The 17,081-nt window shown below is 66.8% G+C and carries 19 protein-coding genes and 1 pseudogene; 10 read left to right on the top strand and 10 right to left on the bottom strand.

The window, feature by feature from the left end:
• The first annotated feature begins 197 nt into the window (after positions 1–197).
• From J2X68_RS35855 to J2X68_RS35840, 4 genes are all read left to right on the top strand, one after another.
• Complete coding sequence (locus J2X68_RS35855) at positions 198–1,271, top strand: Hint domain-containing protein (RefSeq protein ID WP_310436791.1); 1,074 nt, start codon at positions 198–200, stop codon at positions 1,269–1,271.
• Positions 1,272–1,286: 15 nt separating this feature from the next.
• The gene (locus J2X68_RS35850) at positions 1,287–1,745 is read left to right on the top strand and encodes an SMI1/KNR4 family protein (protein WP_310436790.1); all 459 of its coding nucleotides are present in this window, start codon (positions 1,287–1,289) and stop codon (positions 1,743–1,745) included.
• A 207-nt stretch (positions 1,746–1,952) separates the two neighbouring features.
• Positions 1,953–2,240, top strand: a complete 288-nt coding sequence (locus J2X68_RS40375; RefSeq protein WP_399041651.1) for a hypothetical protein — start codon at positions 1,953–1,955, stop codon at positions 2,238–2,240.
• Positions 2,241–2,282: 42 nt separating this feature from the next.
• Positions 2,283–3,197, top strand: coding sequence for a transposase family protein (locus J2X68_RS35840; RefSeq protein WP_310436811.1), 915 nt, complete (start codon positions 2,283–2,285; stop codon positions 3,195–3,197).
• A gap of 82 nt (positions 3,198–3,279) precedes the next feature.
• Here J2X68_RS35840 and J2X68_RS35835 read toward each other — a convergent pair whose 3' ends face one another.
• Positions 3,280–4,509 carry an IS701 family transposase gene (locus J2X68_RS35835; protein ID WP_310436810.1) on the bottom strand — a complete coding sequence of 410 codons (1,230 nt, stop codon included), beginning with the start codon at positions 4,507–4,509 and terminating at the stop codon, positions 3,280–3,282.
• A 167-nt stretch (positions 4,510–4,676) separates the two neighbouring features.
• Between J2X68_RS35835 and J2X68_RS35830 the strand changes: the two genes are divergently transcribed.
• The 3 genes from J2X68_RS35830 (at position 4,677) to J2X68_RS35820 (ending at position 6,993) form a co-directional block, all read left to right on the top strand.
• Positions 4,677–5,081 carry a type II toxin-antitoxin system PemK/MazF family toxin gene (locus J2X68_RS35830; protein ID WP_310436789.1) on the top strand — a complete coding sequence of 135 codons (405 nt, stop codon included), beginning with the start codon at positions 4,677–4,679 and terminating at the stop codon, positions 5,079–5,081.
• Between the two features lie 389 nt (positions 5,082–5,470).
• Positions 5,471–6,181 (top strand): hypothetical protein, encoded by a 711-nt coding sequence (locus J2X68_RS35825; protein ID WP_310436788.1) that lies wholly within the window; start codon positions 5,471–5,473, stop codon positions 6,179–6,181.
• 11 nt (positions 6,182–6,192) lie between these two features.
• Positions 6,193–6,993 carry a hypothetical protein gene (locus J2X68_RS35820; protein WP_310436787.1) on the top strand — a complete coding sequence of 267 codons (801 nt, stop codon included), beginning with the start codon at positions 6,193–6,195 and terminating at the stop codon, positions 6,991–6,993.
• On the opposite strand, the gene ddaH is transcribed toward J2X68_RS35820, so the two are convergent.
• The 7 genes from ddaH to J2X68_RS35785 all read right to left on the bottom strand — a co-directional run bounded on the left by ddaH (position 6,962) and on the right by J2X68_RS35785 (position 12,756).
• Positions 6,962–7,738 carry a dimethylargininase gene (gene ddaH / locus J2X68_RS35815; RefSeq protein ID WP_399041637.1) on the bottom strand — a complete coding sequence of 259 codons (777 nt, stop codon included), beginning with the start codon at positions 7,736–7,738 and terminating at the stop codon, positions 6,962–6,964. The two genes, J2X68_RS35820 and ddaH, sit on opposite strands and share 32 nt — an antisense overlap.
• A 167-nt stretch (positions 7,739–7,905) precedes the next feature.
• Positions 7,906–8,490, bottom strand: coding sequence for a cupin (locus J2X68_RS35810; protein ID WP_310436785.1), 585 nt, complete (start codon positions 8,488–8,490; stop codon positions 7,906–7,908).
• Positions 8,491–8,534: 44 nt separating this feature from the next.
• The gene (locus J2X68_RS35805) at positions 8,535–9,257 is read right to left on the bottom strand and encodes an SDR family oxidoreductase (RefSeq protein WP_310436784.1); all 723 of its coding nucleotides are present in this window, start codon (positions 9,255–9,257) and stop codon (positions 8,535–8,537) included.
• A gap of 192 nt (positions 9,258–9,449) precedes the next feature.
• On the bottom strand, positions 9,450–10,400 hold the full coding sequence (locus J2X68_RS35800; RefSeq protein WP_310436783.1) for a hypothetical protein: 951 nt from the start codon (positions 10,398–10,400) through the stop codon (positions 9,450–9,452).
• A 63-nt stretch (positions 10,401–10,463) separates the two neighbouring features.
• On the bottom strand, positions 10,464–11,174 hold the full coding sequence (locus J2X68_RS35795; RefSeq protein WP_310436782.1) for an SDR family oxidoreductase: 711 nt from the start codon (positions 11,172–11,174) through the stop codon (positions 10,464–10,466).
• A 9-nt stretch (positions 11,175–11,183) separates the two neighbouring features.
• The gene (locus tag J2X68_RS35790; protein ID WP_310436781.1) at positions 11,184–11,954 is read right to left on the bottom strand and encodes an SDR family oxidoreductase; all 771 of its coding nucleotides are present in this window, start codon (positions 11,952–11,954) and stop codon (positions 11,184–11,186) included.
• 28 nt (positions 11,955–11,982) lie between these two features.
• Complete coding sequence (locus J2X68_RS35785; RefSeq protein WP_310436780.1) at positions 11,983–12,756, bottom strand: HAD family hydrolase; 774 nt, start codon at positions 12,754–12,756, stop codon at positions 11,983–11,985.
• Positions 12,757–13,215: 459 nt separating this feature from the next.
• Here J2X68_RS35785 and J2X68_RS35780 point away from each other — a divergent pair, with 459 nt between their 5' ends.
• The 3 genes and pseudogenes from J2X68_RS35780 to J2X68_RS35770 all read left to right on the top strand — a co-directional run.
• The gene (locus tag J2X68_RS35780) at positions 13,216–13,596 is read left to right on the top strand and encodes a hypothetical protein (RefSeq protein WP_310436779.1); all 381 of its coding nucleotides are present in this window, start codon (positions 13,216–13,218) and stop codon (positions 13,594–13,596) included.
• Positions 13,597–13,818: 222 nt separating this feature from the next.
• Positions 13,819–14,358 (top strand): winged helix-turn-helix domain-containing protein, encoded by a 540-nt coding sequence (locus J2X68_RS35775; RefSeq protein ID WP_310436778.1) that lies wholly within the window; start codon positions 13,819–13,821, stop codon positions 14,356–14,358.
• Positions 14,355–14,875 (top strand): annotated as a pseudogene (locus J2X68_RS35770) (transposase); the annotation flags it as partial. The gene J2X68_RS35775 and the pseudogene J2X68_RS35770, both read left to right, overlap by 4 nt.
• Before the next feature lie 489 nt (positions 14,876–15,364).
• Here the strand turns inward: J2X68_RS35770 and haaN are convergent.
• Together haaN and J2X68_RS35760 are read right to left on the bottom strand one after the other, a co-directional pair.
• Positions 15,365–15,838, bottom strand: coding sequence for a cyclophane-containing RiPP N-acetyltransferase HaaN (gene haaN, locus J2X68_RS35765; protein ID WP_310436777.1), 474 nt, complete (start codon positions 15,836–15,838; stop codon positions 15,365–15,367).
• A gap of 75 nt (positions 15,839–15,913) precedes the next feature.
• Complete coding sequence (locus tag J2X68_RS35760) at positions 15,914–17,068, bottom strand: FxsB family cyclophane-forming radical SAM/SPASM peptide maturase (protein ID WP_310436776.1); 1,155 nt, start codon at positions 17,066–17,068, stop codon at positions 15,914–15,916.
• Positions 17,069–17,081 lie beyond the last annotated feature (13 nt).

The following is a 17,081-nucleotide window of genomic DNA, read 5'->3' as shown; positions in this document are numbered from 1 at the left end:
CAGCGCCCGGTCATGCACCTAGCGGCAAAAAGTCCGCCAACACGATCTACGCCGAGACCGGCCAGAGCTACAACAGTGGCGGCAGCAAGAGCGGAACCGCCAACAGCGGAGGCGGAGGCCACGAACACTGGAGCAGCGTCAGCCACAAAAGCGGACTCGGCGGCCTACTCTCCGGTTTCACCGACGAGTTCAAAGACATGGGCGCGGGCATGGTCAACCAAGGCCTCGCCAGCCTCCAATCGGGCGGCGACTGCCTCCTCGGAGGCGACATCGCCACCTGCATCGACATGACCGTGCCTGTCACGCCACTTATCAACACCATCGGGAGCACGTACGAAACCGGCGCCAGCATCTATACAGAGTACAAACAGGGCGACGGCGCCCACGCCACCGGAAGGATCGGCGCCTTCGCGCTGGTGGCAATCCTCACCAAGGGGGCTTGTAAAAGCTTCACACCCGACACACCCGTGCTGCTGTCCAATGGCAAGTCGAAGCCCATAGGAAAGATCAAACTCGGTGACAAGGTCACAACGGCTGATCCAAAGACAGGTAAACGTAAGGGAATACGCGCTGTCTCTGCAGTGTGGATCAACCACGATTACGACCTCGTCGATCTCCGCGTCCGCCAAGCAGACGGCACGATAGGGGTCCTGCACACCACCGCCAAGCACCTCATCTGGGACGACACCCTTCACAAATGGGCAGCCACCGGGAAGCTTGCTGTCGGCCACGCACTTAACACAGATACAAACCAGCACGTCCGCGTCGTCTCGGTGACGCCTCGTGCGGGTGACCAGTACATGTACAACCTGACAGTCAATGACCTGCACACGTACTATGTGCTGGCAGGTGCGACGCAGGTACTTGTTCACAACTGCGGTAACACTCCGGCTGGAGTGGGGTGCACCTGTGCTTCAGGAACCGGGGCGGGGCCAGCGGATAGCGCAATCAGAAACTCGGGACCCTGGACTCGATCTGACATTATTCGAGGCTCGCTCGGATTGCGGCCCAATCAGCTCGGGGATCGCATTGAGATCCATCACGCGGATCAAATGCCCGGCTCTCCAATTCATGAACTAGATCAAGAAGTTCACCGAGGTGCCGGTACGGATCTTCATCGCAACAAGTATCCCGGCGGCGTAGGTATCAACCAAGGAGTCTCGTCGGAGATGCGGACGGCAGACACTCGGCTGCATTGGTGGTATAGATCGCAGGAGCAAGGTTGGGGTACGTACACTCCGGAACACTGGTTCGAAAACTGGCCTGGATGATCAATAGGTGAGATCGTGGAGTTTGAAGAGTTTCAAGCCCTTTTGTCTACAGCTCGCGCCAAGCGCGCCGGCCTGAGCAGTCCAGAGGGTCTCGAAGTATTTGAGTCGCGAAGGGCGTCTGAAGCTGAACTGCTGGACGTGGAGGAAGCTCTCCAGGTGCAGCTCCCTGTTACATACAGGGAGTTCATGAAACGTCATGGAGGAGGGATGTTCCTCTTCCTCGATCTTCTGCCAGTCGTTGCATCTGATGATCACGAGGATGACCTGAGGAAGGTTAACGTAGCCGAGTTTGGAAACGGCGACTTTGTTGCTATTGCCCCGGTCGGTACTGGTGACTGGTGGGGGTTCTCAGTAATTGAAGGCCGCTGCGCAGACCAGGTTGATTTCTGGGATCATGAGGATGGCCAAGTGCAATTCGCGGCGATCGGTTTCCTTGAATTCCTAGCACATGAGGGTCTCCGCCTAGGGAGATAATTTCACCAGGGTGCCGCCGCCTTCGGTAGCGTCAACAGCAGTCGCCTGACCTCGTAGGAGACTTGTTGGTGTAGGGGGCGATGGCTTGACTGATCCGCCGCCTGCGCATCCGCTGGGAACGACGCGACGAAATCCACGAAGCATTTAGGAACAGTTACTGACCTTGTCGTTTATGGTCCGGCTTCGAACGCGGCTCGAACTTAGTCGGTGTTTTCGCAGTTCAACGGACGTGAAGGCGGCCTCCGTCTGATCCTGTGCTCCGTCACAGAGTGGATCAGCGCGAAGGCCGTGGTCGTGAGTTTGGTGCATCAGGGCGTCCTGCGGGATGCGTTCGCGGAAGTGTCACACTTCCGGTCGGAGCTGTACGCGTGCATGACCGCGCGGGGCGACGCGTTGTTCGAGTTGTGCGACGCGCTGTTGTGCACGGACGGGCCAGTGCGGACGCTGGTTGATCTCGCGCTCGCTCCTAACGAGTTGGTGCGTGATAACGGGTGAGGTGTCGTGTCAGGTGGATGACATGATCCCGCTGTGGCGATCATGGTCAATCGGACGGTGCTGGCGCATCGGCTGTTCACGGGGCTCTCTCGATTTCATCTCGCGTGCCTGGTCGAAGAGTTGGCCGAGCCGTGGCAGGCCGGGGTCGAAGGTCGTCGCCATGCGACGCGGGGCGGGGCCAGGAAGCGTGCCGCGGGTGCCGGCGCCAGCCATCAGCTGGTGTTCGTCGACAGGCTGGTGGCCACGCTGATCCATCTGCGGCACGACCTGCCGCACTCGGTGCTGGGTCTGCTGTTCGGTGTCGACCGTTCCACCGTCACCCGGGCGATCGGAGAAGTGCGCAGGCTCCTGGCGGAGCGGGGGTGCGCGGTTCCAGACCGTCCCGGCCTGCGGCTTCGGACGCTGACGGATGTGTTCGCCTATGCTCAGGCCGAAGGCGTCGAGCTGCGTTTGGACGCCACCGAGATTCAGGTCCGCCGGCCACCGGCCAGCCGCGGCGGATGCCGGGCCTTTGTCTCGGGCAAGAAGAAGCAGAACACGATGAAGGCCACCGTGATCGCCGACTGGCGAGGCCGCACGTTATGGACCGATGCCCTGCGACCTGGGCGTATGCACGACGCCACGGCCGCCCGCAACGAAGGCATCGCCGTCTGCTTCCGGCACTTCCCCGACGTCGAAGTCCTCCTGGACGACGGCTATCTCGGCCTGAGCCGCGACCACCGTGGCCAAGCGATCACACCGCCCAGAAAACCACGGCCGGGAGCCTTGCCCGGCAGAGTCGAGCAGTGGGAACGGGACCGACACGGACACTCGTCCGACCGCATCACCGTCGAACACGCCCTTGCCGATCACAAACGCTGGAAGCAACTGACCCGCTGGACACACCGGCGAGATGTCCTGCCCGACACCTACCGCGCCATCGCTGGCCTCGTCTCCGACCGCACCGCCAACGTCTGAAAACCGGCCGCGGCCAGGCCGAACACGCCTCACCCGCTATCACGCACCAACTCGTTAGTACTCCAGCCGTAGATCGTGATCTTCATGCCTGAGTGGCTTGTCGACGGTAGTGGCTGGCCTGGGATCGGGCCTGGTGGCGGCGCCGCCAGTCGGACCAACCGAGCCGGTGGGTGGCATCGTGGACGGGTCGGACAACGAGTGTGATGAACAGGCGCTGGATCTCGTTGCAGGTGAGCGGAATGAGGGCATCGGGTGCGGGGCGGGTGTGCTCGTCTGCGCGTACGACGGCGAGGAAGGCGTGCGCGAGCATGGCGAGGGTGACCCAGCGGGACCAGGAGGCATAGCGGCGGACCTGGTGCTCGTCGAGTGCGGCCAGGCCCTTGCCCGACTGGAAGAACTCCTCCACCCGCCATCTTGATCCAGCGACTCTGACCAGCACGGTCAGCGGCACGGGTGCGCGCGAGTAGCAGCGGTAGTAGGCGAGTTCGCCGGTGCTGCGGTTACGGCGGATCAGCAGCTGACGACTCCCGGGTCGGGGGGCGGCGAGGTCGATGACTGCCCAGTCGTAGAAACGGTGGCCCTTGGCCCCGGCGCCTGCGGAGAGCTTCTGCCAGGCCCGCTTGGGCACCTTCTTGGCCAGGGTGTCCGCACGGAACCTCCCCGCCCCGGTGGTGACTTCGGGCGAGCAGGCCACCGCGAGGACGTAGCCGGTGCCGCGTTCCTCCAGTGCGGTTCGCAGCCTGGGGTTGCCGCCGTAGACCTCGTCGCCGGCGACCCATGCGGCCTGGTGGCCGGCGTCCAGGAACCGGGCAACCATACGAGTGGCCAGTTCCGGCTTGGTGGCGAAGGCGGTGTCCTGGTCGAGTCCGGCATCCCGGCAGCGGTCAGGGTCGGAGGTCCATGAACGCGGGACGTACAGTTCCCGGTCCACTGCCGCGTGCCCGCGCCGGCCGGCGTAGACCAGGTAGACGGCGACCTGGGCATTTTCGATCCTGCCCGCAGTGCCGGTGTACTGGCGCTGGACGCCGGCCGTGCCGGTGCCCTTCACGTCCCCGGTCTCGTCGACCACCAGTACCGCCTGGTCGTCGTGCAGGTGGTCCACCACGTAGTCACACACATCGTCGCGGACCCGGTCGGCGTCCCACTTGGCCCGCCCCAGCAGATGATGCATGCCGTCCGGGGTCCTCTCCCCGGCCCATTCGCCGATGGTCCAGCAGTTCTTGCGTGGCAGGTCCGACAGCAGTCCGAGCACCAACTTCCGGACCCGGAACCGGGGTTCGACCCGTGTGAACCGTCCCGCTATCCGGCTCATCAGGCCCTCGAACGCCTCCTGCCAGCGGGCAGGGTCTACGCTGTGACCTGCGGCCACCGCGTGATCGTTTGTCTTCACACACCGATGATCAACGGGTGGCCGCACCCGTCTCCACAGCGCGTCGGGGTCGCGCAGCGTCCGCCCGCCGTCCTGTGTCAGGAGGACATGTGCAACGTGGCGAAGTCTGGTGGGTGGAGTTCGACGAGCGGCGGCCGGTCGTGCTGCTGTCGGGAGACGACGCGTCCGGGATCCGGGTGATGCAGGTCGTCGCTCGGGCGGGTGTCGACATCACCGGTCTGGGCGTCGAAGTGGCAGTAGGCGCCGTGGAAGGACTGCCCTTTGAAGGCGTGCTTCGGTTCGCGTTCCCGCGTCCGGGCTTTACCCCTTGCACGTGGCTGACCACCGAGTCCCGGGACGACCTGATCGAGCGGGCGGTCGCCCTGTCCTCGGCGAAACTCAGCGAGATTGAGAACGCCCTCCGTCTCGGTGAGCAGGCGAAGGAGTGGACCCCGGCGACGACCGCGAAGCTCAGCGAGATAAGGAACGCCCTCCGTCTCGGTGGACTCGGGTAGGCGGAGAAGGAAACGAACGCCCGCGACGGCGTGGTCGGTCTCGTCCAGATGATCGACGCTGCCAGCTGCCTCCTCGGCGCCCCTCACGATCGAGATCACGAACTACGGCTGGAGTACTAAGGCGTGACATTCGAATAGATCGACCGCCACACACATTGCGCCACCGATCGATCAGAACAAGACACTCGACCGACAATTGACGAAGAAGAGTGATGGACATCACCCTTAAGATCAGACCAAACGACACACTTCACACCCGGAAAGCCCTTGCTGGCACTGTCTCTATTGGGTAACTTTTCAACCAAGAGAACCGGGGGGGAGCCATCAATCGGGATCAGTCTGAAACAAGAAGTACACAATTTACTCACGACCCCGTGGAACATGCACTGATGAAAGCGCGGAATCTAATCGATTCCGCCGTTCTTGAATTCCGTTCTCTTCCCGCGCCGCGTTTCGTGGAGTTGTGCGCCGACCAGCGGCAGGAGGCACCCGGTGCCACCCTGACGGACCTGGTGGCCCAGGCCCGGCGCACCGTGCTGATCTCACTGTCCGGCCGGAGCGGGCAGCTGGCGGCCGTACGCACCGTACTGAGCGACCTCAGGGCCCGGCCCGAGGCAGGTCCGGGCCGGATCACCGTCCGCGTGCTCGGGTCCGCCTCGGCACTGCGGGAGCTGTCGGCCCGGGCGGGGGCAGCCGACCTGGCGGAACTGCGAGTGACCAGCCGCCCGCTCGCCGAGTCCCTGGTGACGGACGTCAAAGCAGCACTGATCCATGCCCCGGGCGACGGCACGGGTGGCCTGCTGGTTCGCGACCGGGCCGCGGTCCGCGTTCTGGCCTCGCTGTTCATGGGGGCCTGGGACGCCTCGCTGCCCTGGCCGGACTATCTGCTGCTGGACGCCTATCTCGCCACCGACACCGCGCGTGGGGTCCTGGCTCGGCTGTACGCCGGCTCCACGGACGCGGTCGCGGCCCGTGACCTGGGCCTGTCCCTGCGCACGTACCGCCGGCACGTGGCCAGAATCCTGGAGTCCCTGGGGGAAAGTTCCCGTTTTGCCGGTGGTACCCGAGCAGCCGAATTACAGCTGTTCGACACGCCCTGAAAGGAATAAACATGCTGCCGACCATGAAAATTTTGGAGCAGGATCTGCTCAAGGTCCGGGGTCTGGTGGAATCATTGGCCGTACAATGGCGTAGCCAGACGGCGAACGATTCACTTGTCACCCAGCTCTCCGTAAACAGCGAAACCCTGGGAGAAACAGCCGAAAGCTTAATGTCTCAGGCTGCGGAATCCCTCTGCCTGATAATCGGCGAACACTCCGGGACGACCACCGCCGTCCTTGCCGCCTTTCGCCGGATCACCCCGACTCTGGCCGCGGACGTCACCGTGCGGGCACTCGTCCCACCGGTCACCCGGACCCGGTGCGCCCTCGACGCACCGTTGCCGGAAAAGGCCGAGGTACGGCTCGCCGCGCTCTCGGGGCTCACCGCGGTCGTCTCCGACACGCGGGCGACACTGGTGTCGAACACCCCGGGCGACCCGGCACTCATCCGCAGCACGTCCGTGGCGACGAATCTGCGCGCGCTCTTCGACGCCATCTGGCCGACCGCGACAGTACTCGACCCGCACCTGCGCTTCAGGGAACACGTCCAGGCCGAGGAATTACGCCAGGTCCTCGGCTGCCTCCAGGAAGGGCTCATCGACGACGTCGCGGCCCGCAAGCTCTCCATGTCCGTGCGCACCTACCGGCGCTACGTCGCCGAAGTCATGGCACTGCTGGGCACCGACTTCAGGTTCCAGGCTGGCGCCCGGGCGATCGAGACGGGCTTGCTGCCACGGCGGTCGACGCGCGTAGCGGCCAGGCCCGTCCCGGCGGACATCGTCAACCGCGTATCTCCAGCGTGCAGCACTTGACGCTGCCGCCGCCCTTGAGTAGCTCGGACAGGTCGAGGCCGATGGGCTCGAAACCCCGCTGCCGGAGCTGACCGCTCAGCTGCTGAGCCGCCTCCGGAAGCACCACGTGCAGACCGTCGCTGACGGCGTTGAGACCGAAGACCGCGGCGTCGACGGATCCGACCAGCACGGCGTCCGGGAACAGCCGGCGCAGCACCTCCCGGCTGCCCGAGGCGAACGCCTCGGGGTTGTACATGATCTCGTCGCCGTCCAGCACGGTCAGCGCGGTGTCGAGATGGTAGTAGCGCGGGTCGGTCAGCTCCAGTCCGATGACCGGGCGGCCGAAGAACTCCTGCGCCTCCTGGTGGCCTTCGGCGGTGCTGCGGAAGCCGCGGCCGGCCAGGATCCACCTGTCGGTGACGAGGAAGTCGCCCTCGCCCTCGTTGACATGCTCGGGGTTGTGGGTCTCGGTGAAGCCGCGGGACCGGAACCACTCCAGATAGGCCGGGCCCTCGGCGGCACGCTCCGTGTTGCGGAACCGGGCGCCGAGGACCTTGCCGTCCACCACGGTGGCGCCGTTAGCCGCGTATACCATGTCGGGCAGACCCGGCAGCGGGTCGATCAGGTCGACAGTGTGACCGAGTTCGCGGTACAGGGCGTAGAGCCGCTCCCACTGGGCGACGGCCAGCTCGGCGTCGACCGGCTTGGTGGGATCCATCCAGGGGTTGATGGAGTACGTCACCTCGAAGTGAACGGGCCGGCACATGAGGTAACGGCGGGGACGGAAGGTACGCCCAGGGGTGGCGGACGCGGTTGTGGACGTCATGTCGCTCCAGATTCGGGGTGAGCAGGACTGACCCGGGGTGCGCGGCACGGTGGTGCCGGGCACCCCCGGCGCGATCGGGAAAGGGGGCCGGGCGCGGCGTCCGCGGGTCAGCGGGCCGTGGCCAGCAGCTCCTCCATGTGCGGGAACCGGGACGCGATCGGGTCGCCGGTGAAGGCCTCGTCCCAGTCGGTCTCGGCGACGTAGATGTGCAGGGCGGCGAAGTCGGGCGTCTCCCCCATGTCGAACCAGTGCCGTACACCGGCGGGCGTGCACACCAGGTCGCCCGGCTCGGCGATCAGCACGTGGACGGTGTCGTCGTCGGCCAGCCGCAGATAGAAGCCGCACCGGCCCTGGGCGAAAAACCAGACCTCGTCCGAGCCGTGGGTGTGCTCGTCGAAGTAGCGGTCACGGGAGGCACGGGCCTCGGTGGCCCACCGCGGGTCGGAGTCGTCCGGTGCCATCCGGACCACCTCGACATGTCCCAGGCCGGTCTCGGCAGAGAACCGGTCCGCCTCCGTCCGGTACAGGCCGAGCACGTCGTCGTCGCCGAAGCCGGCCGCCAGGTCCTTGAGGGGCCACCGCTCGAACCGGGCGCTGTACGCTCCGAGTTCGGCCGCGATGCGGTCGGGGTCCTGGGTGGTGAGCAGCGGCTTCGCCTCGCCCGTGGCGGGCAGAACCTGTAGCAGTGTCATGGCAGTCGCCTTTCGATGGTGCGGACGTACGGCACGGCGTACGGTCAGTGGCCGGGCTCGAAGTGCAGCTGGCTGAGGAAGCAGTCCCGGGGCTGGCCGACGGCGAAGGTGACGCATTCCGCGAGGGACTGCGCGGTCAGAGTGTCCTTCGGGGTGCGCGAGGCGCCCTCCCAGGCGGGTGACAGCGGGTCGATGTTGTCGAAGTCCGGCGGGAACAGGGAGATGACGCGAATGCCCTCCGCGCGCAGCCGCTTGGACAGGATGCCGGTGAACGCGGCCTGTCCGCCCTTGGCCGCGTAGAACGCCTCGTGGCCCGCGCAGCCGGTGTAGTTCGGCGTCGCGGCCGCCGACACCAGGGTGACGATGTCGGGCCGCTGCGAGGCACGCAGCAGCGGCAGGAAGTGCTTGACCATCAGGACGGTGCCTCCGGCGGACGAGGTGGTGGCGAGGATGTCGACATCGTCCGCGGTGGTCAGGTCCTTGCTCTCCAGCCAGTTGGCCCCGTTGTTGAGGAGTACGTCGACGGCGCCGGCCTTCTCCCGGACGCCGTCCGCGAAGGCGCGTACGGACTCCGGATCGGTGATGTCGCAGGCGAACGCGTGCACCCGCTCGCCGCCGAGGTCACGGATCTCCTGCTCGGTGCGGCGGGCGCCCTCCAGGCAGCGCGCGGAGAGGAACACCTCGGCGCCCTGCCGGGCGAGGACGATGGCCAGGGTGCGCCCGAAGTCCCGGGCGGCACCGGTGATGACGACGCGGAGGTTCTCCATTGCGGTGGTGCCTTTCAGGTCGCGAGCGACAGTCCGCTCGTACGGAGGGTGATTTGCACGGGGCGGCGGCCCGGATCAGCCGCGGTGCGGAGAGTGTGCGGTGTGTGTATGGCCTCGGCGGCGAAGTCGCCCGGGAGGAAGAAAGGTCCGTGCACCGCGGGGGGCGTGCTCGTCGGCCGAGGAGGTGGGAGGTCAGCGGCCGAGGGGCCGCCGGGCGTCGGCGGTGACGGAGAAGACGCCCTCCCGATTGCGGTTCTGGCAGAACTCGACGTCGGCGAGCAGGATTTCCTCGTCCTGGTGCCTCAGCAGGATGGCGCCCGCGCCGCCTTCACCGGTGGTCGGGGTGATCGTCTCGCCCGGAGCCGGCAGGAAGATGTCACCGGCGTAGGAGCGCAACGCCCGGATCTCGTCCAGCCCTTCGATGCGGACCAGCCGGCCGCCTTCGCGGGCGACGAAGGCGTAGTCGGCGACGAAGCCCGGCGCGACCGGCCGTCCGGCCAGTGCCCGGGAGCCGCCGGCGAGCACGGCCGCCTGGTCGGGCAGGCCGAGCAGGGAGCAGAGGTGCGGCAGGGGGTGGCCCGCGGCCCGCGCCGCGAGCTTGACCACTTTCACGGTCCCGTCGGCGCCCGTGACCGCCTCGAACGTAACGGGTCCCGAGGCCAGGCCGACGCCCTTCACCACGGGCGACAGCCGGTGCGACAGTTCGCGTTCGCGCGGCGAGCCGGGGGCGAGGTTCACCACACTGGTGAGCAGTGACCTGGGGCCCACCTCCAGCGAGAAGCACCGCCAGACGTCGGTGAGGTGGAGCACGCCGTCGAGGACGACACCGTTGACGAAGCACGGTGTGCCGGGCACATGGTCGTGGGCGACGATCCGGCCGCCTCGTTCCCACAGCCGCCGGATCTCGGGTTCCGGCGGCGCGGCTCCGGGCCGGACCAGCACGGCGGAGCCGGTGTCGTCGGAGTTCTCGGGCCGCAGGACGACCGTACGGTCCCGTCGGGCCGACAGATGGGCGGTCAGCTCCGCCGGGCCGGCGAGGACGTACAGGTCGAAGGCGAGTTCCGGGTCGGCGGCCGCAACGGCTTCGTGCTGACGCGTCTTGCTGGCCCACGGGTCGGCCACCACGGTGTCGGCTTCGGACACGATCGTCTCCTTCGGGTTCGTCCGGTGGGGGGTGCGGATCGCCTGCCGGGCCTGCGACCGGGCCTAGGGCCAAGGAACGGTCAAAGAAGCGCCGTTGGGCTCCTTCGGTACCTGGTGCAGCAGATAGTCGGCCGCCACCTGTGCCCAGGCTTCGGGCCCCGGGTACTCGGTGTGCTCCTCCGGCAGACAGGTGGCGAGCATGTCGGTGTCCACGCCGCCGCCCGGGTCGACAGCGACGGCGTGGACACCCGGCAGCAGTTCCTCGGCCTCCTGGGCGATGGCCCGGGTGAAGCCCTCGACGGCGAACTTGCTCGCGGTGTAGGCGGCCAGCCTGCCGCGCGGGTTGCGTCCCCAGCCCGAGGAGACGGCGACGAAGGTACCGCCGGTCACCATGCGGGGCAGGAAAGCGCGGGCCAGGGTGTAGACGCCGACGACGTTGACGTCGACGGTGGTGCGGAAGTCCGCCGGGCGGGTCTCCCACACCGGGGCCTGGCGGCTGATGTACCCGGCGTTGGCGATGACCAGGGCGGGCGCGCCGAGCCGCCGTACGGTCTCCCCGGCCCACCGCTCCACGGCGTCGGCGTCGGTGACGTCGGTGCCAGTGATCAGGTGGCCCTCGCCGAGTTCGGCACGGAGCCCGTCCAGGGCCTCGGGGTCGCGGCCGCAGCCGGCGACGGGGTGGCCCAGTGCGGCGAAGCGCCGGGCCAGGGCGGCGCCGAGGCCCCGGCTCACGCCGGAGATTACGACGGGCGTGCTGGTACTGACGGAAACCATGGTGCTCTTTCAGATGGTCTGTTCGAAGTGGAACGCCTTGATGAAGCAGTCCCGCGGCTGGTTGATCGCGAACATGACGCACTCCACGAGGGAGTGGGCGGTGAGCTGACAGCCCGCCGCGCGGGGCGTCGTGTCCCAGTCCGGGCCCAGCGGATCCGGGTTGGTGAAGTCGGGCGGGTACAGCGAGATGACGCGCACGCCGTGCGGGCGCAGTTGGGGCGAGAGCAGGTCGGCGAGGCCGGCCTGCCCGTGCTTGGCCGCGTAGAACGCGGCGTGGGCCTGGGTACGGTGGTTGCCGGTGAGGCCAGCCGACGAGATCAGGTTGACCACGTCGGGCCGGTCGGACTTGAGCAGCAGCGGCAGCAGGTGCTTGGTGACGAGGACGGTGCCGGTCACGGTCGAGGCGACGGTGGCGGCGATGTCCTCGTCGGCGGCGGAGGCGAGGTCCTCGCCGGGCAGCCAGCGGGCCCCGTTGTTGACCAGCACGTCGACGTGGTCGGTCACCGTGGCGATCTCGTCGGTGAAGGCACGTACCGACGCCGGGTCCGACAGGTCGCACTGCAGGGCGTGGACCTTGTCGGACCCGAGGCCGCGGATCTCGTCGGCCACGTGCTCGGCCGCCGCCAGATCCCGGGCGGAGAGCAGGACTTCGTCGCCCCGGCGGGCGAAGAAAAGGGCGAGCGTCCGGCCGAAGTCCCGGCCGGCGCCGGTGATCACCACGCGCCGGCCGCGGGGCTCACGGCCGACGGGGTTGGTCTCGTTGCCGTTCTGAGGTGTCACTGTGGAGTTTCCCGTGTTCTTGGTCGGCTCAGGGTATGCGGGGCCCGGGTCGGAGCCCCGGAGGACTCTCGTACGCCCCGGTGTCGATCAGCAAACCGTCGGGATCCAATCCGGCCGCGACCAAGGAGCTTCGGCCGTCCGCCCCGTCGAGCACCTGGGCGGGTGGGAAGAGTCCGTGCCCGGTGACGAGCACGAAGCCCATGCCGACCGCCTGGGCGGCGAGGAGGTCCTGCCGGGAGTCGCCGAGCAAGACCGCCTCGCCGGGGGCGGCGCCCACGGCGGCGAGCGCCGTGGACAGCCGTCGCGCCTTGGGCTCCTCGCCGCCGAGCACAGCCCGGAACTCGCCGGCCAGCCCGTGTCCGTCCAGGACCCGCTCCGCCTCGGCGGTCAGGGTGCCGGTGGCCACGTACAGCGGCAGGCCGCGCTCGGACAGGCCGCGGACCAGCCGGTCGGCGTCAGGGCAGAGCGGCGCCTTGGGGTAGCGCTCGGCGAGCAGCTCGGCGTAACCGCCCGCGTAGCGCTCGTAGAACGTCTCGAAACCCTCCCCCGTGGCCTGTTCCCCACCCAGGTGGTCCTGGTGGAAGGCGAGGAAGTGCTCACGGCGGGAGCGGCCGAAGGTCCGGCGGAACTCGTGGACGTAAGGTTCCACGAGCTCCGGTCCGAACTCCGCCAGCGCCTCGCGCACGCACCCCACCTTGAGCTCGTTGGAGTCCACGAGCACACCGTCGAGGTCGAACACGATGAGACGGTGGGTGGCCAGCGCTTCTTCGAGACGTGTGCCGGCACGGTCAGACAGCGGCATGGCGGAGCGCGTCCTCCAGCGACGCCGCGGCGAACGACGTCTTGCGGTTCCGGGCGAGGAAGTCCAGGGCGCGTAGTTTGACCCGAATCCTGGCGCAGGAGTTTTGCCAGCACTCGGTGACTATAATTTGTCCCCTTCTTCCATGCATCGACAGTGGGGCCGAAATCAGATTCCGGAGAAGCCTTCGGGAAATATGCGGCAAAGGCGACCGCCAAGGATGGATATACTGATGTCGCAATCCATGGGAGTCTGGTGGGATGGAGGTCCCATTCGTCTGCTGTCCTGTGACACGGGATCGTGCAACGCGACGGCGGCGCAGAATCTGTCAAACACTCTGGGTGTGAACGTGTTGGCGCCGACGGAAAAGGTGTGGGCCTTCCCTAACGGGCGACTTAGGGTTGGCGCAAAGTCATACGGTAAAACCGGAGAATGGAAGCTATTTGTGCCGGGAGGAAATAAGTGACAGAGAAACTCAGACCAGTCGGCTTCTATAGCGATACCGACGAGGGAGAGCCCGATCAGCCGACGCTCGAGAGCTCACGTGGCCAGCTTCTTGGCCCTGTGGGTGAAATTGCCTCGTATCTTCAGAACTCGCATCATATTGCGATTTCAGGAAGTGGGGTATATGATGAGTTGGCGCCGGGCAGGCCGTTGATTGGCGAGCTGAGTATTCAGACGGATGGCGTCTGGTTCTGGCCCAGTTCATATCCCTACTATGTGGCGAAATATCGGGTGGAAGTTCCCGAAGGACTCTTGGAGCTTGCGCGCTCCCGAGAATGGATTCCGCCGAAGTTTCCGGACGACTCGGACTTCGACGATCTAATTCCCTTCGGAGACTGATCCCGAGTCATCTCCTGAAGTAGAGCGAAGGGCCCCAGCTCGGAGCTGGGGCCCTCTGGGAGTGAGAGAATTCTGCGCTCGCGCGAGCTGGCCCCGTTGAGGATCCCTTGGAAGTGGGGGAGGCGATCCTCGTTGGGCACTCGTCGTGGGGGAGTGTCTACTGACCTTTTCGGGTTGCTTTCGGGTGGTGACGTTGGGTGATCCCTGCGGTATGCCGGTGCTATGCGGTACGCGGATGGTGGGGGCCTGACTGCTGAGCGGCGGGCTGCGCGTGAAGGGATCCGGCTGAAGGCCGGGCGGAGGTTCGCTCGAGGTGACAGGAATTCGGTCATCGCCAAGGACCTTCGGGTGAGCGAGCGTTCGGTGGAGCAATGGCGCCGCAACTGGCGTGAAGGCGGCATGGAGGGTCTGAAGTCGAAGGGACCCGCGAAACTGCCGAAGCTGCCGGACGAGCGGTTCGCCGTGCTGGAAAAGGAGCTGGCCAAAGGCCCGGCCGCGCATGGCTGGGAAGATCAGCGGTGGACTCTGGAACGTGTCAGAACGCTGATCGGCCGCCAGTTCGAAGTCAGTTGCTCGGTCGCGGGGGTGTGGCGGCTCCTGCACCGCCACGGCTGGTCCTGGCAGAGCCCGGCCCGCCGTGCGCTGGAACGTGACGAGCGCGCGGTCGAGCTCTGGAAGAAGGACGTGTGGCCGCAGGTGGAAGCACCGCGGCGGCGCTCGGGGCCTGGATCGTCTTCGAGGACGAGGCCGGTTTCGCGATGACGCCGCCACGCCCGCACCTGGGGCCGGCGCGGACAGACTCCCGTGGTGAGAGTGCGGGGACGGTCCCGGCGGCGGATCTCGGTCGCCGCGATGTGCTGCTACCGGCCCGGCGAGAGGTCCCGGATGATCTACCGGCCCCGTTTCCACTCACTCCTCAAAGGCGCACGCAAGAGCTTCGCCTGGCAGGACTACCGCGACCTCCTGGTCCGCGCACCTGCAGCTCGGCGCCCCGATCATCGTCGTCTGGGACAATCTCAACACCCATCGCACCGCTGGCCTGCGTGACTACGCCGCAGGCCACGACTGGCTCACGATCGTCCAGCTCCCCTCCTACAGCCCGGACTTGAACCCGGTGGAAGGGGTCTGGTCCCTGTTACGAAGAGACCCGATGGCCAACACCGCATCCACCGACCCTGACCACCTCACCCGCACCCTCCGCCGCGGCCTCGCCCACATCCAGCGCCACCCGGAACTCATCGACGGCTGCCTCACCGAAACCGGCCTGACCCTCAACCCCGGCACCCGAAGCCAATCCGCCAAGGTCAGTAATGCGTGGGCGGGAACGCCTGATAGGAGCCTCGCTGCGGCTGCCCGCCTGGCAAACTCAAAGTGCTCGCACCTGAGTCCAGGTCAGCTCGCGTCACGCCAGCGCTGACTGGCACTCCTCGCACCGCCGTACCGCTTGCCGCGCGGTGTTTCCCTCTGTAGCGGTCGCTGGGTAGCTGCTGCTCAACCGGTCCCAGAGCCCGGCCGGAGGGGAGGGGATCCAGCCCCAGCGCGGCGCGGTGACCAGATCTTCGGTCAGGTGGGTGCAGGCTCCGGGAAGGTGCGCGTACCGCGTCGGGGAGATCAGAATCGTGTCCCCAGCGAAGCGCCGCCACTCCAGCCGGGGTGAGGTCGCAGCGTGCGCTTTCGGCGTGGATCCGTCGGGCGGGCACGCACAGCCCAGACCGATGACGAAGTCACAGCGATCGCAACGCACTTCCGACACAGCCCCGCCCCACCCTCACGTCGTACCGGTGTCCACACGGTAGACGATCTTCCCGTCGAACTCTGTGAACCCCAGTGACTTGTAGAAGCTGCGCGCGCTGGGGTTGTCGCGGTCCGTCATCCACTCGACCCGGCTGCATCCGGGACGCGCGGCGGCCAGGGAACGGAGCTCGCCCATGAGGTGGGCGCCGACGCCCTGGCGGCGGAGAGTGCCACGGACATAGAGCTCTTTCAGGAAGAGGGAGTGGGAGGAGCCGGCCGCCGGCCAGAGGAACGAGTAGGCGGCGAGCCCGACGAGAGCGCCAACCTCGTCCTCGACCAAGAGTGCGCATGCCAGCGGCGGGGAGCCGAAGAGTGCCTCCTCCACCTGGGAGCGGCGCTCTTCGAGGGGCTGGATCTCGGTCGATCCGTAGAACCGCTCGATTTCCTCGATCAGTTCGGCCAGGGCCTCGATGTCGCTCCTGTCGGCCGGGCGGATCGTCACGGTCATCGAGGTCTCCTGTCGCTTTTTCGCTGCACTTGCTCGTTCCAACGCATGATCGTGGTGTGACATCACGGCTTGTGACTACGGGGGCGTCGCTGCGTGGGGGGCCCAGCCGTACTGGCGCAGGGAGCCTTGAACATGCCGGATGAGGTACTCCAGATCCGCGCAGTACACGGAGGGATTCCGGTAGCCGTGTTCGGTACTGAAGCGGTGTGGCAGGTAGCCCCCGCCGCATATCTCCACCAAAGGACAGCTCTGGCACTGTCCGGCGAGCACAGTCTTCCCGCCTCGCCGGTGCAGGAGCTTCGGATGGTGAAGGACCTCGTCGAAGGACTGTCTGAAGACGTCGAGCCCCAACCAGGAGGCGCCATCCTCGACGGACCGCAGGGTGTCCACGCCCTCGATCGTGCCGTCCGACTCGACCACGACGCTCGTCTGCGGGGCCAGGCCGAGCGACTCAACGGAGCCACGTACGCCGGAGCTCAGCGCCACGATGTCCTCCAGCATCCGCACGCTGTGCTGGTGCTCTGGTCGGGTGAGCCAGGCGTCGTAGACGCGGCTCATCCACAACCCGTACTCGGGTACACATGGGTCGTTGCGATGCGGTGGCTCGTCATGAGTGCCGTGCGGCAGACCGAAGTCGATCGCAGGCGGCTCGAAGGATGCCAGGTAGTCGTGGACCTCGACCGGATCGTTGGCCAGGTCGACGACGGCGAGTAGCCCTGCGTACAGGTGCGGCCGGGACCGCAGCAGCTGGATTCCGCGGACGGCCGAGGCGGCGCTCGACCGCGAGGTGTGAGTGAGCCGATGCCGGTCATTCGCAGCAGGCGGTCCGTCGAGACTGACGCCCACGACGACCTCGTACTGCTCGAAGAGGTCCAGCCACGGATCGGTGAGGAGGGTCCCGTTGGTCTGCAGTTCGAAACGGACGACAGCACCTGCCGGCACACCTTCCCGTACGGCGCCGAGCAGATCCGCCATGTGCCGGGGGCCGGTCAGCAAGGGCTCACCGCCGTGCAGTACTACGTGTACCTCCCGCAGATCGTGTGCCGCCGCGTGCTCGCCGATCCGCCGTCCTGCGGCTTGGGCCACGGCCATACTCATCCGGGCGGGCAGGTGCCGCCACGCCTGGTCCGCGGAGTTGAAGACGTAGCAGTAGTCGCAGTCGATGTTGCAGCGGTTGGCGACCTTGAGAATGAACGACCGAAAGGGGGCGATGTCCTCGCGAGATGTCATCGAGGGGTAAGGC

It is taken from the genome of Streptomyces sp. 3330, assembly GCF_031456635.1.
GTDB lineage: Bacteria > Actinomycetota > Actinomycetes > Streptomycetales > Streptomycetaceae > Streptomyces.
The sequence above is the reverse complement of the archived record's forward strand: the minus strand, read 5'-3'. Positions and strand labels throughout refer to the sequence as shown.

Coding starts and splice junctions, on each gene's coding strand:
- J2X68_RS35855 (WP_310436791.1), top strand. CDS start 198: ATGGGCGCGGGCATGGTCAACCAAGGCCTCGCCAGCCTCCAATCGGGC.
- J2X68_RS35840 (WP_310436811.1), top strand. CDS start 2,283: ATGGTCAATCGGACGGTGCTGGCGCATCGGCTGTTCACGGGGCTCTCT.
- J2X68_RS35835 (WP_310436810.1), bottom strand. CDS start 4,509: ATGAGCCGGATAGCGGGACGGTTCACACGGGTCGAACCCCGGTTCCGG.
- J2X68_RS35825 (WP_310436788.1), top strand. CDS start 5,471: ATGAAAGCGCGGAATCTAATCGATTCCGCCGTTCTTGAATTCCGTTCT.
- J2X68_RS35820 (WP_310436787.1), top strand. CDS start 6,193: ATGCTGCCGACCATGAAAATTTTGGAGCAGGATCTGCTCAAGGTCCGG.
- ddaH (WP_399041637.1), bottom strand. CDS start 7,738: ATGTGCCGGCCCGTTCACTTCGAGGTGACGTACTCCATCAACCCCTGG.
- J2X68_RS35810 (WP_310436785.1), bottom strand. CDS start 8,490: ATGACACTGCTACAGGTTCTGCCCGCCACGGGCGAGGCGAAGCCGCTG.
- J2X68_RS35805 (WP_310436784.1), bottom strand. CDS start 9,257: ATGGAGAACCTCCGCGTCGTCATCACCGGTGCCGCCCGGGACTTCGGG.
- J2X68_RS35795 (WP_310436782.1), bottom strand. CDS start 11,174: ATGGTTTCCGTCAGTACCAGCACGCCCGTCGTAATCTCCGGCGTGAGC.
- J2X68_RS35785 (WP_310436780.1), bottom strand. CDS start 12,756: ATGCCGCTGTCTGACCGTGCCGGCACACGTCTCGAAGAAGCGCTGGCC.
- J2X68_RS35775 (WP_310436778.1), top strand. CDS start 13,819: ATGCGGTACGCGGATGGTGGGGGCCTGACTGCTGAGCGGCGGGCTGCG.
- haaN (WP_310436777.1), bottom strand. CDS start 15,838: ATGACCGTGACGATCCGCCCGGCCGACAGGAGCGACATCGAGGCCCTG.
- J2X68_RS35760 (WP_310436776.1), bottom strand. CDS start 17,068: ATGACATCTCGCGAGGACATCGCCCCCTTTCGGTCGTTCATTCTCAAG.